Annotated in this window: 20 protein-coding genes; 11 read left to right on the forward strand and 9 right to left on the reverse strand. The window is 64.9% G+C overall.

Annotation, left to right across the window (positions count from 1 at the left end; genetic code table 11):
- Positions 1 to 50: 50 nt before the first annotated feature.
- Positions 51 to 1,391, reverse strand: a complete 1,341-nt coding sequence (locus tag ACLV74_RS06400; protein ID WP_411878530.1) for an aminotransferase class III-fold pyridoxal phosphate-dependent enzyme — start codon at positions 1,389 to 1,391, stop codon at positions 51 to 53.
- Positions 1,392 to 1,514: 123 nt separating this feature from the next.
- On the opposite strand from ACLV74_RS06400, the gene purU reads away from it, so the two are divergent.
- The 6 genes from purU to ACLV74_RS06430 all read left to right on the forward strand — a co-directional run bounded on the left by purU (position 1,515) and on the right by ACLV74_RS06430 (position 6,885).
- Positions 1,515 to 2,363 carry a formyltetrahydrofolate deformylase gene (gene purU / locus ACLV74_RS06405; RefSeq protein ID WP_411878531.1) on the forward strand — a complete coding sequence of 283 codons (849 nt, stop codon included), beginning with the start codon at positions 1,515 to 1,517 and terminating at the stop codon, positions 2,361 to 2,363.
- 5 nt (positions 2,364 to 2,368) lie between these two features.
- Positions 2,369 to 3,268 (forward strand): LysR substrate-binding domain-containing protein, encoded by a 900-nt coding sequence (locus ACLV74_RS06410; RefSeq protein ID WP_411878532.1) that lies wholly within the window; start codon positions 2,369 to 2,371, stop codon positions 3,266 to 3,268.
- A 127-nt stretch (positions 3,269 to 3,395) separates the two neighbouring features.
- Positions 3,396 to 4,181: a carbonic anhydrase family protein gene (locus ACLV74_RS06415; protein ID WP_411878533.1), complete on the forward strand. Its 786-nt coding sequence runs from the start codon at positions 3,396 to 3,398 to the stop codon at positions 4,179 to 4,181.
- A gap of 102 nt (positions 4,182 to 4,283) precedes the next feature.
- Positions 4,284 to 5,786, forward strand: a complete 1,503-nt coding sequence (locus tag ACLV74_RS06420) for an FAD-linked oxidase C-terminal domain-containing protein (protein WP_411878534.1) — start codon at positions 4,284 to 4,286, stop codon at positions 5,784 to 5,786.
- 9 nt (positions 5,787 to 5,795) lie between these two features.
- Positions 5,796 to 6,167, forward strand: a complete 372-nt coding sequence (locus ACLV74_RS06425; RefSeq protein WP_411878535.1) for a CidA/LrgA family protein — start codon at positions 5,796 to 5,798, stop codon at positions 6,165 to 6,167.
- The gene (locus tag ACLV74_RS06430; protein ID WP_411878536.1) at positions 6,160 to 6,885 is read left to right on the forward strand and encodes an LrgB family protein; all 726 of its coding nucleotides are present in this window, start codon (positions 6,160 to 6,162) and stop codon (positions 6,883 to 6,885) included. Before ACLV74_RS06425 ends, ACLV74_RS06430 begins: the two co-directional genes overlap by 8 nt.
- A 106-nt stretch (positions 6,886 to 6,991) precedes the next feature.
- Here ACLV74_RS06430 and ACLV74_RS06435 read toward each other — a convergent pair whose 3' ends face one another.
- Positions 6,992 to 7,558, reverse strand: a complete 567-nt coding sequence (locus tag ACLV74_RS06435) for a bactofilin family protein (RefSeq protein WP_411878537.1) — start codon at positions 7,556 to 7,558, stop codon at positions 6,992 to 6,994.
- Positions 7,559 to 7,693: 135 nt separating this feature from the next.
- On the opposite strand from ACLV74_RS06435, the gene ACLV74_RS06440 reads away from it, so the two are divergent.
- From ACLV74_RS06440 to fusA, 3 genes are all read left to right on the forward strand, one after another.
- Positions 7,694 to 8,272 (forward strand): methylated-DNA--[protein]-cysteine S-methyltransferase, encoded by a 579-nt coding sequence (locus ACLV74_RS06440; RefSeq protein WP_411878538.1) that lies wholly within the window; start codon positions 7,694 to 7,696, stop codon positions 8,270 to 8,272.
- Positions 8,273 to 8,300: 28 nt separating this feature from the next.
- The gene (locus ACLV74_RS06445) at positions 8,301 to 9,005 is read left to right on the forward strand and encodes a glutathione S-transferase family protein (protein ID WP_411878539.1); all 705 of its coding nucleotides are present in this window, start codon (positions 8,301 to 8,303) and stop codon (positions 9,003 to 9,005) included.
- 126 nt (positions 9,006 to 9,131) lie between these two features.
- Positions 9,132 to 11,237 (forward strand): elongation factor G, encoded by a 2,106-nt coding sequence (gene fusA, locus ACLV74_RS06450; RefSeq protein ID WP_411878540.1) that lies wholly within the window; start codon positions 9,132 to 9,134, stop codon positions 11,235 to 11,237.
- Between the two features lie 36 nt (positions 11,238 to 11,273).
- Here fusA and ACLV74_RS06455 read toward each other — a convergent pair whose 3' ends face one another.
- From ACLV74_RS06455 to ACLV74_RS06485, 7 genes are all read right to left on the reverse strand, one after another.
- A complete protein-coding gene (locus ACLV74_RS06455; protein WP_411878541.1) occupies positions 11,274 to 12,113 on the reverse strand; it encodes a hypothetical protein in 840 nt (279 codons plus the stop codon).
- A gap of 8 nt (positions 12,114 to 12,121) precedes the next feature.
- On the reverse strand, positions 12,122 to 12,964 hold the full coding sequence (locus tag ACLV74_RS06460) for a YaiO family outer membrane beta-barrel protein (RefSeq protein ID WP_411878542.1): 843 nt from the start codon (positions 12,962 to 12,964) through the stop codon (positions 12,122 to 12,124).
- Between the two features lie 62 nt (positions 12,965 to 13,026).
- Positions 13,027 to 14,013, reverse strand: coding sequence for a hypothetical protein (locus tag ACLV74_RS06465; RefSeq protein WP_411878543.1), 987 nt, complete (start codon positions 14,011 to 14,013; stop codon positions 13,027 to 13,029).
- Positions 14,010 to 15,059, reverse strand: a complete 1,050-nt coding sequence (locus ACLV74_RS06470) for a polymer-forming cytoskeletal protein (RefSeq protein ID WP_411878544.1) — start codon at positions 15,057 to 15,059, stop codon at positions 14,010 to 14,012. Before ACLV74_RS06470 ends, ACLV74_RS06465 begins: the two co-directional genes overlap by 4 nt.
- Positions 15,056 to 16,453: a glycosyltransferase family 2 protein gene (locus ACLV74_RS06475; RefSeq protein WP_411878545.1), complete on the reverse strand. Its 1,398-nt coding sequence runs from the start codon at positions 16,451 to 16,453 to the stop codon at positions 15,056 to 15,058. The genes ACLV74_RS06470 and ACLV74_RS06475 overlap by 4 nt, the downstream gene beginning before the upstream one ends.
- 23 nt (positions 16,454 to 16,476) lie before the next feature.
- Positions 16,477 to 17,592: a non-hydrolyzing UDP-N-acetylglucosamine 2-epimerase gene (wecB, locus tag ACLV74_RS06480; RefSeq protein ID WP_411878546.1), complete on the reverse strand. Its 1,116-nt coding sequence runs from the start codon at positions 17,590 to 17,592 to the stop codon at positions 16,477 to 16,479.
- A gap of 102 nt (positions 17,593 to 17,694) precedes the next feature.
- Positions 17,695 to 17,994 (reverse strand): hypothetical protein, encoded by a 300-nt coding sequence (locus ACLV74_RS06485; RefSeq protein WP_411878547.1) that lies wholly within the window; start codon positions 17,992 to 17,994, stop codon positions 17,695 to 17,697.
- A gap of 536 nt (positions 17,995 to 18,530) precedes the next feature.
- On the opposite strand from ACLV74_RS06485, the gene ACLV74_RS06490 reads away from it, so the two are divergent.
- Both ACLV74_RS06490 and ACLV74_RS06495 read left to right on the forward strand, forming a co-directional pair.
- Complete coding sequence (locus tag ACLV74_RS06490) at positions 18,531 to 20,624, forward strand: putative bifunctional diguanylate cyclase/phosphodiesterase (RefSeq protein ID WP_411878548.1); 2,094 nt, start codon at positions 18,531 to 18,533, stop codon at positions 20,622 to 20,624.
- Positions 20,625 to 20,717: 93 nt separating this feature from the next.
- The gene (locus ACLV74_RS06495) at positions 20,718 to 21,731 is read left to right on the forward strand and encodes an asparaginase (RefSeq protein ID WP_411878549.1); all 1,014 of its coding nucleotides are present in this window, start codon (positions 20,718 to 20,720) and stop codon (positions 21,729 to 21,731) included.
- Positions 21,732 to 22,030 lie beyond the last annotated feature (299 nt).

The following is a 22,030-nucleotide window of genomic DNA, read 5'->3' on the forward strand; positions in this document are numbered from 1 at the left end:
CTCTCAACCGCCGGCGCTATATGTGGCCTCTTCAGGCGCCGCTCACCGCCTCAGGCGTGTTTGCGGATCGCGTCAGCCACCACGTTGACGATGCGGTCTATGTGCTCTTTCTCCACGATGTAAGGCGGGCAGACCACAATGTTGTCGGCCGCCGGCCGCACCAGCACGCCGTGGTGGAAACATTCGATGAAGATGTCATAGGCGCGCTTGCCCGGCGCACCGGCCAGCGGTGCAAGCTCCACCGCGCCGGCCAGGCCCAGCGTGCGTATGCCGATCACATTGGGCAGGCCCTTGAGGCCGCTGTGCATCGCGTCGCCCAGCACCTTGCCCATCTGGCCCGCGCGCTCGTAGAGTTTTTCTTCCTTGAGCAGCGCCAGCGTGGCGATCGCCGCCGCGCACGCCACCGGGTGGCCCGAATAGGTGTAGCCGTGGAAAAACTCGATGGCGTGCTCGGGCGCGCCGCTGTTGGCATTCATCATGCCGTCGTAGATGCGGTCGGTGCAGATCACGCCGCCTAGCGGGATCACGCCGTTGGTCACGCACTTGGCGAAGTTGAGCATGTCGGGCACCACGCCGTAGTAGTCGGCGCCGAAGGCCGTGCCCAGGCGGCCGAAGCCGGTGATGACCTCGTCGAAAATCAGCAGGATGCCGTGCTTGTCGCAGATCTCGCGCAGGCGCTTGAGGTAGCCCTTGGGCGGCAAATACCAGCCGGCGCTGCCCGAAACAGGCTCGACGATGATGGCGGCCACGTTGCTCGGGTCGTGCAGCGGCAGGATGCGGTTTTCCAGTTCCAGCAGCAGGTCTTCCTCCCACACCGGCTCGGTGCCGTTGATGTAGGCGTGCTTCACCGGCTCGTGGATGAAACGCATGTGGTCCACGCGCGGCAGCAGCGCGGCGCCGTAGACCTTGCGGTTGGCCGGAATGCCGCCCACGCTCATGCCGCCGAAGCCGACGCCGTGGTAGCCCTTCTCGCGGCCGATGAAGATGTTGCGGTGGCCTTCGCCGCGCGCGCGGTGGTAGGCCAGCGCGACCTTCAGCGAGGTGTCGGCCGCCTCCGAGCCCGAATTGCAGAACAGCACCTTGTTGAGGTCGCCGGGCGCCATGTTCGCGATGACTTCGGCGGCCTTGAAGGCCTGGTCGTTGCTGGCCTGGAAGGCGGTGGCGTAGTCCAGCGTGTCGAGCTGCTTCTTGATGGCCTCATTGATGGGCTTGCGGTTGTGGCCCGCGCCCACGCACCACAGGCTGGAGATGCCGTCGATGACCTGCTTGCCGTCATGCGTCGTGAAGTGCATGCCGTCGGCGGCCACGAACACGCGCGGGTCCTTCTTGAAGCTGCGATTCGGCGTGAACGGGAGCCAGTGGTGCTCCATGTTGAAATCCTGATAGGCCATGGCGTGTCTCCTGCGACTGGAAAGAGGGTGTTCCTGCATTCTGGCACTGTTGCCGCGCCGTCGCACCGGCCTTTATGCCTCGCCCGGACGGCCGCGGGCCCCACCTGCGACAATTCATCCCCTATGAATCACGCTTATATCCTCACCCTGTCCTGCCCGGACCGTATGGGCATTGTTCATGCCGTCTCCGGTTTCCTGCTGGACAACGGCGGCAACATCGAAGAAGCCGCGCAGTACAACGACCACGACACGGGCCTGTTTTTCATGCGCGTGCAGTTCGCCTGCGACAAGCTCACGCACGACGAACTCTCCAGCCAGCTCAAGGCCTTCGCCGGCCCCTTCGGCATGAACTGGAAGCTGCATGCCACCACCCAGCCCATGCGCACCGTCATCCTGGTCAGCAAGGAAGGCCATTGCCTCAACGACCTGCTGTTTCGCTGCAAGTCGGGCCTGCTGCCGATTGATGTGCGTGCCATCGTCTCGAATCACCGCGAGTTCTACCAGCTGGCGGCGAGCTACAACATCCCGTTTCACCACCTGCCCGTCACGGCGGCCACCAAGGCCCAGGTCGAGGCCAGGCAACTCGAGATCATCGAATCCGAAGGGGCCGAGTTGGTAGTGCTGGCGCGCTACATGCAGGTGCTGTCCAATGAGCTGTGCCAGAAACTCGCCGGCCGCGCCATCAACATCCACCATTCCTTCCTGCCCAGCTTCAAGGGCGCCAAGCCGTATTACCAGGCGCATGACCGCGGCGTGAAGCTGATTGGCGCGACCGCGCACTACGTGACGGCCGACCTGGACGAAGGCCCCATCATCGAGCAGGACGTAGCCCGCGCCGACCACAGCAAGACCGTGGAAGACCTGACCGCCATGGGCCGCGACACGGAAAGCCAGGTGCTGGCGCGTGCGGTGAAATGGCACAGTGAGCACCGCGTTCTCCTCAACGGCCACAAGACGGTGATCTTTAAATAAGCAGCATGGCCACGCCGGCGCGAATTCCACCGATTCAATGCCTGCTGACCTTCGAGGCGCTGGCGCGCTTGCGCAGCGTGACGCAGGCGGCCGAGGAGTTGTGCGTCACGCCCAGCGCGGTCAGCCACCGCGTCAAGCAGCTCGAGCAGATCATCGGCACCAAGCTGTTCGGGCGTGCCGATTTTTCGCTGACCACCGAGGGCAGCGAATACCTGGCCCATGTGCGCGAAGGCCTGGCCACGCTGCAGAAGTTTCCCGGCGCGGCCGGGCAGAGCAGCACACCCGGCAAGCGCAAGCTGCGCCTGGCGGTCACGCCGACCTTTGCGCGTTCCATCCTGATTCCGCGCCTGCGCCAGTTCACCGACGCCTATCCCGAGATCGACCTGACCTTGCAGGTATCGATTCCGCTGCTGGACGTGGTGGCCGAGGACGCCGACCTCATCGTGCGCTTCGGCACAGGCCGTTATGCGGACCTGGAGCACGTCTGCCTCAGCAAGGACGAAGTCGCGCCGCTGGCCTCGCCCGCCTTTGTGCGCGAGCACGGCCCGTTTGAAGCGGCCGAAGACCTGGAAGGCGAAAGCCTGCTGCGCTCGCCGCTGGAGCCCTGGCGCACCTGGTTTGCCGCCCACAAGCTCGATTGGCCGGAACCCCCCGACGGTTCCCAGTTCAACGACATCGGCCTGATGTGCGACGCCGCCGCGGCCGGCATGGGCATTGCGCTGATACGCCTCAAGCTGGGCGCGCCCTGGCTGGAAAACGGCTCCCTGGTGCGGCTGGGCAGCAACAAAGTGTTCGCCGGTAATATTCCCAGCCCGCATGCGCACTACCTGTGCTGGCGCACCGGCACCATGGATCGCTGGGAATGCGCGGCGTTTGCCGACTGGCTGCGCAAAAGCCTGGGGTAAACCCTAGGCTCACCGGCAGGTGACACCGGCCTCGCGCAGGTTTAGGATTTCCGGGCGGACCTTGGCAAACAGCCGTAGGGCCCGCAGCAGCGATTCAAAAAACCAACCAAGCTACGAGGGAATTTTCATGACAAAAAGCGAACTTACCGCTGGCGTTGCCGGCATCCTCTTTTCCGTTTTTGCCTTGGCGCCCCTGGCCCATGCCGAGGGCAAGCCCGCCGCCGCGAAGGCCGTCAAGCCGGGCACCTTCTGCACCATCCAGAACGCCAAGGCCTGCCAGGACGCGGTGACGCCCGCGCAAATACTGTCGCGATTCAAGGGCGGCAACACGCGCTTTGCCTCCGGCAAACCGCGCCACCAGAACTACCTCAAGGAAATGAAGGCCACGGCGGACGGGCAGTTCCCGCTGGCCAGCGTGGTGTCCTGCATAGACTCGCGCGCGCCGGCCGAAATCGTGTTCGACCAGGGCATAGGCGATCTCTTCAATGCGCGCGTGGCGGGCAACATCGTCAACGAAGACATCCTGGGCAGCCTGGAATTCGCGCACAAGGTCCTTGGCGCCAAATTGCTGGTGGTGATGGGCCACACCAGCTGCGGCGCCATCAAGGGCGCGTGTGACGATGCCCAGATGGGCAACCTGACCGGCCTGATCGGCAAGATCAAGCCGGCCGTGAGTCTCGTCTCCGCCGACATCAAGGACCGCAGCTCCAAGAATTACGCCTTTGTCGAAATGGTGGCCGAGAGCAATGTGCGCCTCACGGTGGAAACGATTCGCGAGAAAAGCCCCATCCTGCGCGAGATGGAGCAAAAGGGCGAGATCATGATCGTGGGCGCCATGTACGACGTGAAGACGGGCAAGGTCAAGTTCTATGACACGCCCGGCGCCAGCAAGGCACCGGGCACGAAGTCCTGAAGACTGCGGCGCCCTTTTCACTTTTCACGCGCCGCATTAAATTTCTTCAACCCGGCGGGGGCCGCTTGCCCTACAGTCTGATTTCACCTCCGGAGCCAGACGATGAACGCCCCCGCCTCACCCGAACAACACAGCCTGCTTGAACGATCGGAGCGGCAAGCGCAGGTCGTGCGCGCGCTGCAGGCGGTGCTGCCGGCCCATGCGCTGCTGTGGAACAACGAAGACACCACGCCCTATGAATGCGACGGCCTGACGGCCTACCGCCAGCGTCCGCTGGTCGTGGCCCTGCCCGAGACCTACGGCCAGGTGCAGGCCGTGCTCAAGGCCTGCCACGCCCTGGACGTGCCGGTGGTCGCGCGCGGCGCCGGCACCGGGCTTTCCGGCGGCGCCATGCCGCACAAGCTGGGCGTCACGCTGTCGCTGGCCAGGTTCAACAAAATACTCAGGCTCGACGCCGCCAGCCGCACGGCCGTGGTGCAAGGCGGCGTGCGCAACCTCGCCATCTCCGAAGCGGCCGCGCCGCTGGGCCTGTATTACGCGCCAGATCCCTCGAGCCAGATCGCCTGCACCATAGGCGGTAACGTCGCTGAAAACTCCGGCGGCGTGCACTGCCTCAAGTACGGGCTGACGGTGCACAACGTGCTCAAGGTCAAGGGCTACACGATTGAAGGCGAAGAGGTCGAGTTCGGCGGCGAAGCACTCGATGCGCCCGGCTACGACTTGCTGAGCATCGTCATCGGCAGCGAAGGCATGCTGGCCGTGACCACCGAGGTCACCGTGAAGCTGGTGCCCAAACCGCAACTCGCGCGCTGCATCATGGCCAGCTTCGACGACCTGCGCAAAGCCGGCGACGCCGTGGCCGCCGTGATTGCAGCCGGCATCATCCCCGCCGGCCTGGAGATGATGGACAAGCCCATGACGGCCGCGGTGGAAGATTTTGTGCACGCCGGCTACGACCTGAGCGCCGAGGCGATTTTGCTGTGCGAAAGCGACGGCACGCCCGAAGAGGTCGAGGAAGAGATAGGCCGTATGAGCGAAGTGCTGCGCCGCTGCGGCGCAACCGCCATCGCCGTGAGCCAGGACGAGGCCGAGCGCCTGCGTTTCTGGAGCGGCCGCAAGAACGCCTTCCCGGCCTCGGGCCGCATCAGCCCCGACTACATGTGCATGGACTCCACGATTCCGCGCAAGCGCCTGGCCGACATCCTCCTCGCGATCGCGGAGATGGAAAAGAAATACCGGCTGCGCTGCGCCAACGTCTTTCATGCGGGCGACGGCAACCTGCACCCGCTGATTTTGTTTGACGCCAACGACCCCGACCAGTTGCACCGCTGCGAACTCTTCGGCGCCGACATCCTGGAGACCAGTGTGGCGATGGGCGGCACGGTGACGGGCGAGCACGGCGTGGGCGTGGAAAAACTCAATTCCATGTGCGTGCAGTTTTCCGCCGAGGAAAACGAGCAGATGTTCGGCGTCAAGCGCGCCTTCGACAGCAAGGGTTTGCTCAACCCCGGCAAGGTGATCCCCACGCTGAACCGCTGCGCCGAATACGGAAAAATGCTGGTGCGGGGCGGGCAGATCAAGCATCCCGACCTGCCGCGTTTCTAGGGCTGGACGATGACGGCACTGCGCGGACTGGCCTGGCTGCTGATTTTTCAGTCCATAGGCGAACTGCTGTCGCGCGGCTTTTCCCTGCCGTTTCCGGGGCCCGTGATCGGCATGGTTTTGCTGCTGGTTGGGCTGCGTTCAGAACTGGTGCGAACCCCTGTGTCAGTGTGCGCAGACTTTCTTTTGTCGCACCTTTCGTTACTCTTTGTGCCTGTCGGCGTGGGCGTGATGACCCATTTGTCGCTGGTGAGCCAGTACGGCGCGCGCATTTTGCTGGCGCTCGTGGTGTCCACTTTGGCGGGTTTGCTGGTTACCGTGCTGACCTTGCACCTGCTGCGCGATCGCGGTGATACGGCTGCCGGGGAGCCGCCGGATGCCTAAATTCGTCGAGCTCTGGGTCTACCTGTCGGCCACACCGCTGTTCGGCCTGACGGCCACGCTGGTGGTGTATGTGCTGGCTCAGGCCGCCTATGCGCGCCTCGGCCAGGCGCCCTGGGCCAACCCGGTGCTATGGACGGTGGTGTGCCTGGCCGGCGCATTGCTGGCCACGGGCGTGCCCTACCCCACTTATTTCGCGGGCGCGCAGTTCATCCATTTCCTGCTCGGGCCCGCCGTGGTGGCGCTCGCCTGGCCGCTGTGGCTGCGGCGCGAGGAGTTGCGCAGGCGCTGGGGCCGCGTATTGCTCGCCGCGCTGGCCGGTGGCATCGCGGCCAGCGGCTCGGCGCTGCTGATGGGCTGGGCGCTGGGTTTGCCCCCGGAAGTGACCTTGTCGCTGGCGCCCAAGTCGGTCACCGCGCCGGTGGCCATGGGCATCGCCGAAAAGATAGGCGGCATCCCGGCGCTGGCGGCCGTGTTCGCGGTGATCACCGGGCTGGTCGGCGCGCTGGGCGGCAAATACCTGTTCGACGCGCTGCGCATTCCGCGCGACGGCGCAGGCTGGGCCGCGCGCGGCTTCGCACTGGGCACGGTGTCGCACGGCCTCGGCGCGGCGCGCGCGCTGCAGGTCAACGCCGACGCGGGCGCGTATGCCGGGCTGGCGCTGGGCCTGCAGGTGGTGCTGGCCTCGGCGCTGATACCGCTGGCGTTTCGCTTTTTCTAGGGCAAACGCAAAAACGCCGCACCACCTTCCTGCCGCGAACGGCCGGGAAGTGATGTGGCTTTTTTGATGGCGCGTTGACCGCGCCTGTCCTTGGTTTAAAAGTCTCCTACACCGCCTGCAGACCCGTCTTGACCGCGCTTGCCGGTTTCGCGGCAGCCAACGCGCCGAACAATATCTCGCCCGAGAGCTGGCCGCCTTCTTCAATCACCAGCTTGCCGTAGCGGATGATGCCGGTGACTTTCCCGGTCGAGTAGATCACCAGCTTCTGGCGCACCGTGAGGTTGCCGTTGAACTCGCCGCGGATTTCCGCCACGTCGATTTCCGCGGAGCCCTTGAAGGCGCCCTGCTCGGAGATCTGGATCACGCGCGAATCCATGGTGGCCTCCACCAGGCCTTCGACCACCAGCGTGTCGCAGTCGGTGATCTCCACGCCCTTGAGCTTGATGTTGGGCCCCACCGTCAGCTTGCTGCCGCCTTCCTTGACGGCAGCACCGGCCGTGGTGGTGACCGGCGCGGTTTCGCTCACGGCTTTGGCGGCATTGTTCTGCTGGCCGGACAGCGGCGACGAATGCAGCGTGCTGGCCGAGCCCGAGTTGCCGTAGCCGTTTCCAGGGCTGTTGCGCAGGCCCGTCGGAGTCTCATTTTCTCGCTTGCCAAAGAACGGTGTTGCCATTGTGAGTTCCTTCAAAAAAGAAGGCATGGTACGTCCGTGAAAAATTAAAAGCTCGGGGCCCATGCAAGAGAGGTAACGAAATTAATTCTTACATTCGGCCGCGAGACCGCCCGCGCATGTAGCATGTGGCACACCATGACCGCCGACAGCGAACCTCACGGCTTCACGCTTTTTGCCACCGCCATCGGGCCCTGCGCGCTGGTGTGGAACGGACATGGCATCGCCGCCGTGCGCCTGCCCGAGCAGAGCGAAGGCCGCATGCTGTCGCGCCTGCACCGGCAGTTCCCGCAGCTCGAAGCCGCCGCGCCGTCGCAAACGATGCTGCAGGCTGTGCAGGGCATGGTGGCCCTGCTCGAAGGCGAAGCCCGCGACCTGCGCTTTTGCGCGCTGGACCTGCGACGCACGACGCCCTTTCACCGCCGCGTGTATGCGGCCGCCCAGGACATCCTGCCGGGCAAAACCAAAACCTACGGCGAGATCGCCGCGCTGCTGGGCGAGCCCGGCTCGGCGCGCGCCGTGGGGCAGGCGCTGGGGCACAACCCCTTTCCCATCATCGTGCCCTGCCACCGCGTGCTGGCCTCGGGCGCGCAGTCGGGCGGCTTCTCGGCGCCTGGCGGTGTCTCGACCAAGCTGCGCATGCTGCTGATCGAAGGCGCCGAGATAGGCGGCGCACCCGGGTTGTTTGATCGCGAACCGCCGCCTTCCACGCACTGATTTTTTTCACGACAGCGCCACCCACACCATGCCCCCAGACTCCTCCGCCGCAGCACCCTCCATACGCCTGTACTCGGCCCGCCTCAGCATGTTCGGCGCCAAGGTGCAGATCGCGGCCATTGAAAAAGGCATCGCCTTTGAGCTCGTCATGGTGCCCTTCACCCAAACCGAAGGCTATTCGCCGAAAAATCCGGAGGTGGCGCGCATCAACCCCAAGAAGCAGGTGCCGGTGCTGGTGCACGGCGACCTGGAGCTCTTCGATTCGACGCAGATTCTGGAGTACCTCGAAGACCTGCGGCCCGAGCCGGCGCTGTGGCTCACCGGCATCCACAACCGCGCGCGAGTTCGCCAGATGGAGCACCGCTCCGACGAGGTCTACTTTCCGCACGTCATCAAGCTGATGGGCCTGCAGGACAAACTCGACGACCCGCAAGCCGTCGCGGCGCTGCAGGGTGCGCGGGATTTTTACCGTTACCTCGAACCGCTGCTGGACGGGCAGGACTACGTGATCGGGGCTTTCTCGAATGCCGACATCGCCCTCTACATGGCCATGATTTTCGGCGAGCGCATGGGCGCGCCCCTCACGGCGCAGACACCGCGCCTGCTGGCCTGGCGTGACCGGATGAGCGCGCGCGCCTCGGTGCGCGAGGTGGTGATACCCATGGCGAAATACCTGCTGTCAGACGGCCGGCTTTTACCTGCCTTCATGGCAGAAATGCTGCACCGCGACTGAACATCAGGCCTTGCGGCAACGTGGCTGCTGCAATGAGCCAAGCAAAAACCGGAACTTTGGCGCAAACTGACGGCCCGGCCACGCCACAACTCCAACACGCGCGGACCGGCATACAAGGAGTTCGCCATGCCCCGCCACACACCCATAGAGCGCTACCGCAACATCGGCATCAGCGCGCACATCGACGCCGGCAAGACCACCACGACCGAGCGCATCCTGTTTTACACAGGCGTGAACTACAAGATCGGCGAGGTCCATGAAGGCACGGCCACCATGGACTGGATGGAGCAGGAGCAGGAGCGCGGCATCACCATCACCTCGGCGGCGACCACGGCTTTCTGGAAAGGCATGGCGGGCAACTACCCCGAGCACCGCATCAACATCATCGACACGCCGGGCCACGTGGACTTCACCATCGAGGTCGAGCGTTCCATGCGCGTGCTCGACGGCGCCGTGATGGTCTACGACGCCGTGGGCGGCGTGCAGCCGCAGTCGGAAACCGTTTGGCGCCAGGCCAACAAGTACAAGGTGCCGCGCCTGGCCTTCGTCAACAAGATGGACCGCGTGGGCGCCGATTTTTTCCGCGTGCAGCGCCAGATCAGCGAGCGCCTCAAAGGCGTGGCCGTGCCGGTGCAGATCCCGGTGGGCGCGGAAGAGCATTTCCAGGGCGTGGTCGACCTCGTCAAGATGAAGGCCATCATCTGGGACGACACCAGCCAGGGCCTGCACTTCGAGTACGGCGACATCCCGGCGAACCTGCTGGAGACCGCCAACGAGTGGCGCACCAAGATGATCGAGGCCGCCGCCGAAGCGAATGACGAGCTGCTGAACAAATACCTGGCGGGCGAGCCGCTGAGCGAGGACGAGATCAAACAGGGCCTGCGCCAGCGCACCATTGCCAACGAGATCGTGCCCATGCTGTGCGGCAGCGCTTTCAAGAACAAGGGCGTGCAGGCCATGCTCGATGCAGTGATCGACTACATGCCCTCGCCGGCGGACGTGCCCGCCATCCTGGGGCACACCGAAGACGAAGGCGAGGCCGAACGGCACCCGACAGACGACGAGCCCTTCTCGGCTCTGGCCTTCAAGATCATGACCGACCCCTACGTCGGGCAGCTGATTTTCTTCCGCGTGTACTCCGGCGTGATCAAGGCGGGCGACACGGTCTACAACCCGGTCAAGGGCAAGCGCGAGCGGCTGGGCCGCATTTTGCAGATGCACGCCAATGAACGCAACGAGGTCAAGGAAGTGCGCGCCGGCGACATCGCCGCGGCCGTGGGCCTGAAGGACGCGACCACCGGCGACACGCTGTGCGACCCGGCCCACGTCATCATCCTGGAGAAGATGGTGTTCCCCGAGCCGGTGATCTCGCAGGCGGTGGAGCCCAAGACCCAGGCCGACCAGGAAAAAATGGGCATCGCGCTGCACCGCCTGGCGCAGGAGGATCCGTCCTTCCGCGTGCACACCGACGAGGAGTCGGGCCAGACCATCATCTCCGGTATGGGCGAGCTGCACCTGGAAATCCTGGTGGACCGCATGAAACGCGAGTTCAGCGTGGAAGCCAACGTCGGCAAGCCGCAGGTGGCCTACCGCGAAACCATACGGCAGGCGGTCAACGACGTCGAAGGAAAATTCATCAAGCAGTCGGGCGGGCGCGGGCAGTACGGCCACGCCGTGCTCAACCTGGAGCCGCAGCCTTCGGGCAAGGGCTATGAGTTCGTCGACGCCATCAAGGGCGGCGTGATCCCGCGCGAATACATTCCCGCCGTCAACAAGGGCATCCAGGAAACGCTGAAGGCCGGCGTGCTGGCGGGCTACCCGGTGGTGGACGTGAAGGCCACGCTGGTGTTCGGCTCCTACCATGACGTGGACTCCAACGAAAACGCCTTCCGCATGGCCGGCTCGCTGGCTTTCAAGGAAGCCATGCGCCGCGCTAGGCCGGTGCTGCTGGAGCCCGTGATGGCGGTGGAGGTCGAAACGCCCGAGGACTTCATGGGCAACGTGATGGGCGACCTCTCGTCACGCCGCGGCATGGTGCAGGGCATGGAAGACATCGCGGGCGGCGGCGGCAAGCTGGTGCGCGCCGAAGTGCCGCTGTCGGAGATGTTCGGCTACTCCACCACCCTGCGCTCGCTCACGCAGGGCCGCGCGACCTACACCATGGAGTTCAAGCGTTACGCCGAAACCACGCCCGACGTGGCCGCGGCCATCATGCGCGGCAAGGGCGGGTAGGCCCGCCCCGGCGCGCCCGGCCCGCCCTGGACCGCTTCACAGGGTGGCGCGTGCCGGCGCGTTGCTGACGGCCCAGGAATACAGTGCAACGAAGATCAGTGCGTCGAACACCGCGCCGAAACAGATGTAGAGCACCGGCATGAAGAGCACCGACAGGTGCTGCATGATGAAAGCCTGGGCCAGCACCTGGTGGGGAATCAGGATGGTGAAAAATCCCAGGATCAATGCGGTGTTCAGCAGCTTGACTGCCAGGCCCTGGTTCAGGATGTAGTAGCCCACTGCCAGCATCACCGGCGTCGCCAGCATCACCGCATAGCCTATGGTCATGAGCTCCTCGCTGTGGCGCGCGATGCTGTAGGGAAAGGCGGAAGGCGAAAGCCAGAAGTACAGCAGCGCGACGGACTGCAGCACGCAGACGATGCGCAGCGGATATTTCAGCGGCAGCCTGGCGTCCTTCATGCGCAGCGACAGGGCAAAGGCGGCCAGCGTCACCAGCGCGGTGACCACCAGGGTAGCGGTGCCGGGCAGCGGCGTCGCGGCCGTGTCCACGCCCATCAGCAGCGGATACTGTCCGGCCTCGTTCACACGGACGGCCAGGCTGAAGGGAATGTCCAGCCGGGTGGACCAGAACAGGATGCAGTTTCGCCAGAATTCGAACAGCAGCGGCCTGAACCACAACAGCAGGCCGCACAGCAGCAAGGGCAGCACAATGGCCTGGGCCGCCAGGTACGGCGTCACGCGCAGCGGCGTGATGGCGCGGTGCGGGCGCACCTTGACGCGCAGCGCGCGGGCACGCCGCGCCGCGTCGAACGCCGCATGGAAAACTCGGTCATGCTCGCGGGCCTGCGCCGATACGGAATTTGCTCGGGTGCTCATGGACCGCCTCAGAAGTTGTGGAAGATGCCGACGTTGATGCCGGAGCGCTGGTACAGCGGATTGGTATAGCGGTTCGCGCTGAGCAGCACGCCGGTGCGCGGGTTCAGCCAGTGGCGCCACGCGATGCTGGCTTCATGGCTGTCGAAGTTGACCAGTTGCGTGGACGGCCCGGTCGCCAGGTAGCCCTCACCGCCCCAGGTATAGCGCCCCGTGACCAGGTCCTGCTTGTCGCGGCCCCAGGTCAGCGCGGCAAACTGCTGGTGGGTTCGCACGGAGCCGGGATTGCTGCTGTTAAAGCGAATGCCCCCTTCCACAATCCATGGCGATTCGAAGTAATAGGCCGCGCCCAGCGACACGCTGCGGTCGCTGTGGCCGTCCGGCGCCTTGTAAAAGCCCGCGCCCACGTTGCCGACAAGGTTGCGCCCCGGCAAAAACTTGCGGTAAAGCGCTGCGTCCACCCGGTAGCGCGGCAGGTAGAAAGCGCCGTCGCCGGCGCCCACGGCAAGCGAGCCGTACCAGTCCTCATCGAAACTGTAGGTGTCGCCCAGGCCGAGGAAGGCGCCGTCCTGGTTGAAGCGGCGCTGCACCGAGGCTTCGGCCTGGAACACGTGGCGCGACTGCCCGTAGGCGCCGCGCAGGCTGATGTCGTTCCAGTCGCCGTAGCCATTGCTGAGCCGCTGGGCGCCGGTGCTGAGCTCAAGGCTGCGCAGCGGCTCGGCCGAGGCCTGTATAGGCGCGGCTGACGGCGCGGCCTGTTGCGTTTGTTGCGCCGGTTGTGCGCTTGCGGCTGCGGCAAACATCAGCCAGGGCAGCGGCAGGAAAACGGAAAGGAAATGGGCGGGTTTGAGCATGAAGCTCCTCTCAGGGAAAAAAGAAAAAGGCAAAACGAAAAGAAGAAAAGAACCCCGGTGCGTCAGCCGCAGTCAGCGTCCGGGGCGGCCGGCTTGATGCCTTTGCCGGTGACGATCTGGAACGACACCTCATCGGTCACGGCCCAGCGCGCCGAGTGGCGCAGCGGCGCCGCCTCGCGCAGCCAGCAGCGCGCGCTGGCCGCATCGTTCTGGCGCAGCGCGAGCACCGCGAGCAGGCCCCAGGGATAGTCCGCCTTGCCCTGGCTGAGCCACTCGGCGCGATGGGCCGTCATCCACTTGCGGTAGTAAGGGCCCGCCGCCTCGGGCAGCAAAGGAAAGTCCACCAGCAAGGGGAAAATCTGCGCGACGTGGTGCGGGTAGAAAGCCGCTTGCAGGCTGCGCTGCTCCAGCTGCGTCGACACCAGGAAACGCTTGTCGACCGGGTTCCAGAAAGTCGCCTGGATGGCCTGCGCCAGTTTGCCGGCTTCGCCGGACTGCCCGGCCTGCTTCTGCTGCGCCTTGAGCGACCAGACCTCCAGGTTGTCCATGAAGAGCCCGTGCAGCACGAGGGGAGACACCATGTAAACGCCGCGCGAAGGCTGGAACAGATGCGCCAGCGCGGCTTTGCTGGTGGCATGGCTTTTCAGCCACACCGGGGTTTTCTGCAACTGCGCCGGCATGGTCTCCAGCAGGCGCATCCACATGGCGAGCAGCGAATCGTCGGCGTCCGCCGCCTTGCAGGACACCCAGGGCCCGCCGGCTTCGCGGCAAAAGCGGTCGAAGGTGCCGTCGGGTTTTTGCCGCGGCGCCAGCCAGTCGGCGAATTTCGCGGCGGGGACTGAAACGTCGACACCGTTATCGTGCGCCAGCAGCAGGGCCTGCATCGCGAAATAAGGATCCGCCGAATTTCCTTCGTGCAGCACCGTGATCGCGCCCGCAGCGTCTGTATAGCCGGCCAGCGCCAGCGGCGGCGCCGCGTGGCTGGCCGTTCCCAGCAACGCCAGGGCTGCAAGGGCCGCGGCCGGTAGAAGATGGCTGAATTTCGTCACGGCTTGACCATGCCGATCTCATGTGCCCACAGCGCGCCATGCACGTTCACACCTTCCTCGACGATGATGTTGTTCGCGCTGACGGTGGTCTGCGCCTCGGGCAAGCCGATCACCGCGCCCGCGCCTATCAGCACGTCGCTCTCGGAAATCACCGGCCCCCAGATGCGGGCCTGCGAAAACACATAGATGCGCTTTTCGCAGGTCAGGGCGCCTTGCACCGTGGCGCCCGGGCCTATGCTGGCGCCCTCGCGCGCCTTGATGTCGCCGTCCACGCGGGTCCCCGCGCCTATGGTCAGGAAACCCGTCACCACCAGCGAACCCTCGTAGGCCTTTCCCGGAGGAAGCGCGCAGTCGCCACGGATCAGGTAGAGGTCGGGCGTCTGGCGCAGGGCGCCGGGCAGGTCCGCATAACCGGCCGGCGTGCCTTCAAAGGACGGCGCGGCGGGCGCGCTTTCGGCCGGGGAGCCAAAGCACAGCAGCGGGGCCTCAAGGCGTTCAAACCAGGCCTCGTTGCCCAGCTCGATCGCGGTTCCCGCGGAAATCCGCCGCAGGCCGGTGCTGTTGCCGCCCAGGCGGACTACGCCGTCGGCATGCGCCCAGTCGCTGATCTCGCTTTGCGGACCGAGTTCGATGTCGCCGGTGGCGTAAAGCGCCGTGAAGCTGGATTGCGCGCCGCCGCGCAGGCTGCCTTGCACATAGACCGGCTGCGTGCTGTGGATGGGCCCGGGGCTGTCGATGCCGGCGCGCGAAATCAGGCGCTTTTCGGCCTCGCGCCAGTCCATGCCGTCCGGTGACTGCGGCAGGTCCGCCACAAAATCGAACTCCTCATAGCCGGTCGAAGGGCCGGCACCCAGCCTGGCCGAGGCGTCCGCGTGCAGCCGGCGGGCAAAGTGGTCGATGTCGCTGGCGTAGTTGGCGGACACCGGCAGCACGCCGGCATCCGTGGGGTACAGCCATTCGCGAAAGGCCGGGATGAAGGGCGCGGTCAGCAACACGCCGCAGGTCAGCGCGAAAGCGATGTAGGTCAGGTAGTCGGGTGTGTTCATTTGGTCGGCGCCTCGCGGTAACGTATGGTTTTGTCCCAGACCATTTCACGGCTCAGGATGCGGTCCAGCATCAGGCTCCAGACGGCGCCGGAGATGGCAAACAGGCTGACGAGAAAGCCCAGCATGTTGAAGGGCAGCAAGCGAAGCCGCCTGCGGTTGCCGTCGATCAGCACGGCAATGACGATTTCAAAAAAGGCGGCGAAATTGCCCAGGGTGCCGTAGACCATCAGCGCGAAGACCGGGATCAGCACCGACAGCAGCGAACCGGCATTGAGGAAGTACAGGCCCAGGGCCAGGCCCCAGCCCGCCAGCATGATGAGCGGCACGACAAAGACGAAGAGCAGCAGCAGGCCGTCCAGGCGCTGGCCGGGCGTGAGGTAGGAGCTGGTGGCAAAGCGCCACCAGTAACGGCTCATCACCTGGTTGTGGCCCTTGGCCCAGCGCGTCACCTGCTTGATGCGGACGCTCCAGTCTTCCGGCACTTCCTCGTAGCATTCGGAGCGATTGGTGTAGACGGTTTTCCATCCGTTGAACATGAGGCGGTAGGTGATGTCGGTGTCCTCAGCCAGCGTGTCGTCATGCCAGCCGCCCACGGCGCGCACCGCGGAGAGCCGGACGCCGCCCACGGTGCCGCCGTACTGCGGCATCAGGTTCATGTTCATGCGCGCCTGCTGGTCCACCTGGTAGCCGCCCGAGCGCTCCAGGTCCAGCAGCCGCGTCAGCAGGTTGGCGCCGCTGTTGCCGGGAACCACGCGGCCCATGACGGCGCCGATTTCAGGATCGAAGAAGGGCGCGACCAGTTGCTTGAGCAGGCCGCGGCCCGGCACGTAATCAGCGTCGAAAATGATCGCGATGTCGCCTTGCGCGAAGGCCAGCGCGTCTTTCAGCGCCGCGGACTTCCCGGCCTTGCCGCCGACCCGGTGGAAGGGCCAGATGCGCGAGGGGTAGCGCTCCACGTAGTCATCGATGATCTGCGCCGTCGCATCCTTCGAGCGATCGTTGACCGGAATGATCTTCAGCCTGTCCTGCGGATAGTCGGTGTTGAGCAGTGCCTCGATGCAGCCGGCGATCACCTTCTCCTCGTTGTGGGCCGCGATGAACACGGTGATCATCGGCCAGGGCGCCACCGTGATGTCGATATAGGGATGGCGCTGAACGCCCGTCAGCCGGTTCATGGTGAACATGAAATGCCGCACGCCGTAAAGCATCATGATCAGCACGATCAGGAACAGCACCGAGGCCATGACGGCCGCGACCGGGTAGTCCTTGAACGAAGGCACGAGCGCCTGGGCTCTTTCGGCCTGGGCGAAGGCCGGCACGGCGGCCGCCAGGCCGATGAGCCCGATGGACGCGGCCAGGGCGGCACGCGAGGCGTGCGGGAAAAGGGATTTCATGACGCTTGCTCCATTCACGGCCGTCAGACCAGCTCGGGCAGCGCGACTGCCTCGCCCGCCAGGCTGAGCGCCAGGACGTCCGCGATGCGCCGCGACGCGGCGCCGTCCCCAAACGGGTTGCCGGCCTGCGACATCCGCGCATAGGCGGCCGTATCCGTCAGGAGGCGAAGGGTTTCCCGCACGATCACCGGTCGCGCCGCGCCTATCAGCAGGGCGCACCCTGCCTGAACCGCTTCGGGCCGCTCGGTTTCCTCTCGCAGCACCAGCACCGGAACGCCGAAGGTGGGCGCTTCTTCCTGCAGGCCGCCGGAGTCGGTCAGCAACAGGCAGGCATCCACGAGGGCTTGTTGCATCTGCGTGTAGTCCAGCGGAGCCGTCAGCCTGACATTGGGCAAGCCGCCGAGGATGGCGTTGACGGGCTTCTGGATCACCGGGTTCAGGTGCACCGGGAACAGCACTTGAAGTTCAGGCTGCAACTGCGCGATCTCAGCGATGGCGTGGCAGATTTCGGCCACGTCGTCACCCCAGTTTTCCCGGCGGTGAACCGTCACGAGCAGATGGCCCCGCCCCGGCACGGAGCGCCGGATGTCGTGGCGTTTGCAGGCCCAGCGCTGGGCATCGATCACGGTGTTGCCCGTGAGATGGATTTTCGCGTCGGCAATGCCCTCGGCCTGCAGCGCCGCCTGCGCCCCCTGCGTGGGCGCAAAGTGAAACTGTGCAAGGCGGCTGATCATCTGGCGCAGCCCTTCCTCGGGGAAAGGCCGGTTCAGGTTGTACGTGCGCAGGCCCGCTTCAACGTGCGCCACCGGGATGCGGTGGTAGAAGGCGGCGAGCGCGCCCTGAAAGGCGCTTTCCGTGTCGCCCTGGACGATCACGAGCGACCAGTCCCGCCCGCTCATCACCGCCTCCAGCTGCTGGCGGCAACCCGTGCTGAATTCGAGCAGGCTGCTGCCGATGCGCGTGAGCGAAACATCGGGCTTCACGTCGAAGCAGTCGAATATCTGCGTGGCCATTTCGGCATGCTGGCCGGTATGCAGCCATTGGACGCGGGCCCAGGACGATTCGCGCAATGCGTGATAGACGGGTGCGAGCTTGATGATTTCGGGGCGGGTGCCCGAGACAATGAGGATGTTTTGCATGTGCCTGGCTTGGGAACGAAAAGGACGAGCTTCATCCGCCCCAAGGGGGCGAACGAAACAGGAAAAAGGAATTGAGGGGGAGGAAACGCCTGGGCGCGCCGCTCAGGCCCGTGCTGAAGAAGGCCCGCCGCCAACGCTGTCGTTGGCGGCTTCAGCGTTCAAATCAACAACGAGCACCAGGTCTCCGCCAAAGCGGCCCACACCGAATTCGCGGATGAGTTGCTGCTCCTGCTCGGCGGAACCCATGCGCAGAAAACACAAGGCCTGGCGTTTGCCGGCCTGCGTGGCAGCGAGGATGTCCAGCCGTGCGATGGAACCGAAACGGGAACACAGGGAGAGCAGTGCGGGGCGCAAAGCGCCAATGTCCGCGTAACCGTTAAGTTCGTCGAGAGTTGTATTCATGTTGCTTTCCCACTAAATTTTGAGTGCTTTTGTTTCCAGACTGGAATCCAATTCATGTATGAATGTAAAAAGCAATATCAGGGGAAACACGGAGGGAAAGCCGCCCACCGCTGTAGGACGATCACTCGCAGGCTTGGCTCTGGGCATGAATTCCATCCCATTGGCACAGCAGGCCGCAAAAGATGCGCTTGCGCAGCCCGCCGTCTGTCCGCTAACGGACAAACAGCCGCATTCCCGGAGTTTTTTGTAGTGACAGGCATTGGGCAGCCGCAGCGAAAGCCCGCATCGTTTCACCATGAGACCTGCGCTTGTCCTACCGCAGCGGGCGCCAACGGATGTCAGGCACGATGACGCCGGGCTGTTGTGATCTTTGGGTTCATTTGTCCCGCGGGGCAGCTGGCGTCATCACCGGAGCCCCCATGAGATTCATCACTTACCTGGCGCAGCACGCAGCGCAGGACAACAGCGCCGTCATTGGCAAATGCATCGAGAAAAAGCCCTCGCATGGCACGGCCGCGCGGCAGGCCGGCTGATCCATGGAAAAACTCCTCTCATTGACGCCGGGCCAGGCGGGCTACAGCCATGAAGACGCGGCAACGCAAATACTGGGCCTGCTTGAGCGGGCGGCAAAGGCCGGCGCATGGGCGGTGGACTTGCCCGCTCGCCACTTTTCGTGGACCACACAGCTGGCAGCCCTGCTGGGCATTTCCCCCTCGGCAGCACCGTCGTTCGAAGAAGCCCTGGCTTTTTACGCCCCGGAATCACGCGCGCTGATGGCCGGCGCATTCGAGGCCTGCATGGAGTACGGCACGCCGTTCGACGAAGAGGCCCAGGTGATTGCGGCCGGCGGCCGCTTGCTGTGGGTGCGCTCCCTGGGCGAAGCGCTGCGCGATGCGGCCGGCCGGGTGGTGCGTGTGCAGGGAATACTGCACGACCTTACGGACAAAAAAATGGCGGAGCAGGATTCATTGCGCCTGACCATGCGCCTGAGCACCACCCTGGCCAGCATCACGGACGCGTTTGCCACGCTGGACATGGAAGGCCGCTTCGTCTACGTCAATCCCGAGAGCGAGCGCCTGCTGCGCCGCAAGAGCCGTGAATTGCTGGGCCAGACGCTGTGGCAGGCGGTGAATGCCAATCGCGGCGGGCGCCTGCGGCGAGAGGTGCGGCACGCGCTGGTGAGCGGCCAGCCCGTTGAATTTGAAGAGTTCTACGCGGACCTGGGCAAATGGCTGGAATTGCGCGCCTATCCCTTCGAAGAGGGCCTTGCCGTGTACTTTCGCGACATCACGGAACGCAAGGCGGCCAAAGACGAGATCGAACACCTGGCGTTCTACGACGCACTGACCCAGTTGCCCAACCGGAAGTTGTTGATGGACAGGCTGCAGGGCGCGCTGGCCGACGGTGCCGGCCATTGCCGCATAGGCGCGCTGATGTTCATCGACCTGGACCATTTCAAGGTGCTCAATGACACGCTGGGCCATTCCAAAGGCGACCTGCTGCTCCAGAAAGTGGCCTCACGCCTGGCGGCGTGTGTCAGGCACAACGACACGGTGGCGCGGCTGGGCGGTGATGAGTTCGTCGTGCTGCTGGAAGACCAGGGAGAGAGCCCGGAGGATGCCATCACGAGGACCCGGGTGGTCGGCGAAAAAATCCTTGCGGCGCTCAGCGAGCCGTATGACCTGGCAGGCCACGAGCACCACGCCACCTGCAGCGTCGGCATCACGCTCTTCAGCCAGCAGCAGGAAAGCATAGGCGACCTCCTCAAGCAGGCCGACCTGGCAATGTACGGCGCCAAGGCAGCGAGCCGCAACACACTGTGTTTCTTTGACCCGCAGATGCAGGCGGCGGCGACCGCCAATGCCGCCGTCAACGTGGAGCTGCGCCAGGGCCTTCGCAATCGGGAATTTTTGCTTTACTACCAACCCCAGGTGGGGAACGAAGGGCACATGGTGGGTGTGGAGGCCTTGATCCGCTGGCGGCACCCGAAGCGCGGGCTGGTGTTGCCTGACGAATTCATCGCTCAGGCGGAGGAAAGCGGCCTCATCCTGCCCCTCGGCAAATGGGTGCTGGAAGCGGCCTGCGCGCAACTGGCCGCCTGGGCCGGGCGCCCGGAAACCGCCCACCTCAGCATTGCCGTCAACGTGAGCGTGCGCCAGTTCCGGCACCCCGATTTTGTGGAACTGGTGATGGCGGCGATTGAGGAGGCCGGCATCAGCGCCCACAGGCTGAAACTGGAACTCACCGAAAGTCTGCTGGCATCGAATATCGAGATCACCATCGCCAAGATGGGCATTCTCAAACAGGCCGGTGTCACTCTGTCGATTGATGATTTCGGCATGGGCTATTCGGCGCTCTCTTACCTGAAGCACCTGCCGCTTGACCAGCTGAAAATTGACCGCAGCTTCGTGAAGGATGTTTTGACGGACCCCAATGACGCGGCCATCGCCCGCACCATCATCGGCCTGGCGCAAAGCCTGGGCCTGGGTGTCATGGCCGAAGGCGTGGAGACTGAAGCCCAGCGCGAATTCCTGGTTCGCTATGGTTGCGGTTGCTACCAGGGTTATCTGTTCTGCAAGGCACTGCCCATCGACGAACTTGAAGCCTTCATGCTGGGCAAGAGGGCCTGACAACAACACCTGCATCGCTCCGGGGGCCGGCTTCCGGTCCGGCTTACGGCGGCAAGGGCGGCCGAAATCGTCCAGATCCGCCACAATGCCGGCATGAAGCACACACCCCTGATCGAATTGACCCGCGGCGGCACACTGGAGTGCCAGCACCTGGGTTCCGTGGCCGTCGTCAATACCGAGGGCCGCTTGCTGGCCCACGTGGGCGACCCGTACTGGCTGACGTTTTCACGCTCCACGCTCAAGGCCTTGCAGGCCCTTCCCTTTGTGGAAGCGGGCGGTCCCGCGCAGTTCGGCTTCACGACCCGGCAAATCGCGATGATGTGCGCCAGCCACAACGGCGAAGTCATGCACGTGGCCGAAACGCAAGGCATGCTCGACAAGGCCGGGCTGAACCACGAGGCGCTGCGCTGCGGCTGCCACGTGCCCGCCATCTTCACGCAGCTCGAACAGGCACCGCCGCCCGGCTTTGTGGTCGACGAGCGCCACAACAACTGCAGCGGCAAGCACGCCGGCTTCCTGGCTTACTGCGTGCAGCACGGCCTGCGCCTGGATGACTACATCGCGCCCGAGCACCCTTTGCAGCAGGCGATACGCCGCGACGTCGCGCGTGCCGTGGGCATGGACGCCAACGATTTCGGGATGGGCATAGACGGCTGCTCTGCCCCCAACTACGCGCTGCCGCTGGCCAGCCTGGCACGCGGCTATGCGCGCCTGGCCAGCGGCGCGCGCGACGCAGAGTTCGGCGCCAGCTTCGCCGCACTCGGCGAGGCCATGACCGCCCACCCCGAACTGGTGTCAGGCACCGGCCGCAACGACCTGGCCTATATGCGCGCCGGCCGCGGCGACTGGGTGACCAAGATAGGCGCCGACGGCGTGCAGGTCGTGGGCAGCAAGTCGCGCGGCGAAGCGGTGGCACTCAAGATCATGGATGCGAACAAGGTGGCGCTGCATGCGGCGACTGTGGAAGTACTGGACCAGCTGGGCTGGCTGGACGACGCGCAGCGGGCGGAGCTTGCCCCCTGGCGGGCGGCGGAGATTGTGAATGCGCGGGGTCTGGTTGTTGGAGAAAGACGGCCTGTCTTTCAACTGCAAGCGGGGGGTGCTTAGCCGGGTCTTGCGCCGGCTTGCGCGCCCTCGCCCTTTGCATAGGCTTGCTGGCCGGGAGTGGCCCGGCGGCCAGTAACTTTCTTTTGCTTCGCCAAAAGAAAGTCACCAAAGAAAAGGCGACCCTGGCTCCTGCGTCCCTTCGCTTCGCTGCGGGCAACCTGCGGTGCTCGAGCCAAGCGGGGTCTGGCTAAACTCGCTACGCTGCGCTTCGCTTGTATGGTTAGGGTGCTGGGGTGAGGAACCACACATTCGCAATCGGCCGTTCACAGCGGACCGACAGTCTGAGCAATTCCCACCCC

The sequence above is a fragment of the Polaromonas sp. YR568 genome (assembly GCF_943369415.1).
Lineage (GTDB): Bacteria > Pseudomonadota > Gammaproteobacteria > Burkholderiales > Burkholderiaceae_C > Polaromonas.

Excerpts from the sequence above, each read along its gene's own strand:
- ACLV74_RS06430 (WP_411878536.1), top strand. The coding sequence starts at position 6,160 with ATGCCTAAATTCGTCGAGCTCTGGGTCTACCTGTCGGCCACACCGCTG.
- ACLV74_RS06470 (WP_411878544.1), bottom strand. The coding sequence starts at position 15,059 with ATGAACACACCCGACTACCTGACCTACATCGCTTTCGCGCTGACCTGC.
- ACLV74_RS06490 (WP_411878548.1), top strand. The coding sequence starts at position 18,531 with ATGGAAAAACTCCTCTCATTGACGCCGGGCCAGGCGGGCTACAGCCAT.
- ACLV74_RS06410 (WP_411878532.1), top strand. The coding sequence starts at position 2,369 with ATGGCCACGCCGGCGCGAATTCCACCGATTCAATGCCTGCTGACCTTC.
- ACLV74_RS06415 (WP_411878533.1), top strand. The coding sequence starts at position 3,396 with ATGACAAAAAGCGAACTTACCGCTGGCGTTGCCGGCATCCTCTTTTCC.
- ACLV74_RS06460 (WP_411878542.1), bottom strand. The coding sequence starts at position 12,964 with ATGCTCAAACCCGCCCATTTCCTTTCCGTTTTCCTGCCGCTGCCCTGG.
- fusA (WP_411878540.1), top strand. The coding sequence starts at position 9,132 with ATGCCCCGCCACACACCCATAGAGCGCTACCGCAACATCGGCATCAGC.
- ACLV74_RS06420 (WP_411878534.1), top strand. The coding sequence starts at position 4,284 with ATGAACGCCCCCGCCTCACCCGAACAACACAGCCTGCTTGAACGATCG.
- ACLV74_RS06475 (WP_411878545.1), bottom strand. The coding sequence starts at position 16,453 with ATGAAATCCCTTTTCCCGCACGCCTCGCGTGCCGCCCTGGCCGCGTCC.
- ACLV74_RS06455 (WP_411878541.1), bottom strand. The coding sequence starts at position 12,113 with ATGAGCACCCGAGCAAATTCCGTATCGGCGCAGGCCCGCGAGCATGAC.
- ACLV74_RS06485 (WP_411878547.1), bottom strand. The coding sequence starts at position 17,994 with ATGAATACAACTCTCGACGAACTTAACGGTTACGCGGACATTGGCGCT.
- ACLV74_RS06400 (WP_411878530.1), bottom strand. The coding sequence starts at position 1,391 with ATGGCCTATCAGGATTTCAACATGGAGCACCACTGGCTCCCGTTCACG.
- ACLV74_RS06435 (WP_411878537.1), bottom strand. The coding sequence starts at position 7,558 with ATGGCAACACCGTTCTTTGGCAAGCGAGAAAATGAGACTCCGACGGGC.
- ACLV74_RS06495 (WP_411878549.1), top strand. The coding sequence starts at position 20,718 with ATGAAGCACACACCCCTGATCGAATTGACCCGCGGCGGCACACTGGAG.
- purU (WP_411878531.1), top strand. The coding sequence starts at position 1,515 with ATGAATCACGCTTATATCCTCACCCTGTCCTGCCCGGACCGTATGGGC.
- ACLV74_RS06445 (WP_411878539.1), top strand. The coding sequence starts at position 8,301 with ATGCCCCCAGACTCCTCCGCCGCAGCACCCTCCATACGCCTGTACTCG.
- wecB (WP_411878546.1), bottom strand. The coding sequence starts at position 17,592 with ATGCAAAACATCCTCATTGTCTCGGGCACCCGCCCCGAAATCATCAAG.
- ACLV74_RS06440 (WP_411878538.1), top strand. The coding sequence starts at position 7,694 with ATGACCGCCGACAGCGAACCTCACGGCTTCACGCTTTTTGCCACCGCC.
- ACLV74_RS06425 (WP_411878535.1), top strand. The coding sequence starts at position 5,796 with ATGACGGCACTGCGCGGACTGGCCTGGCTGCTGATTTTTCAGTCCATA.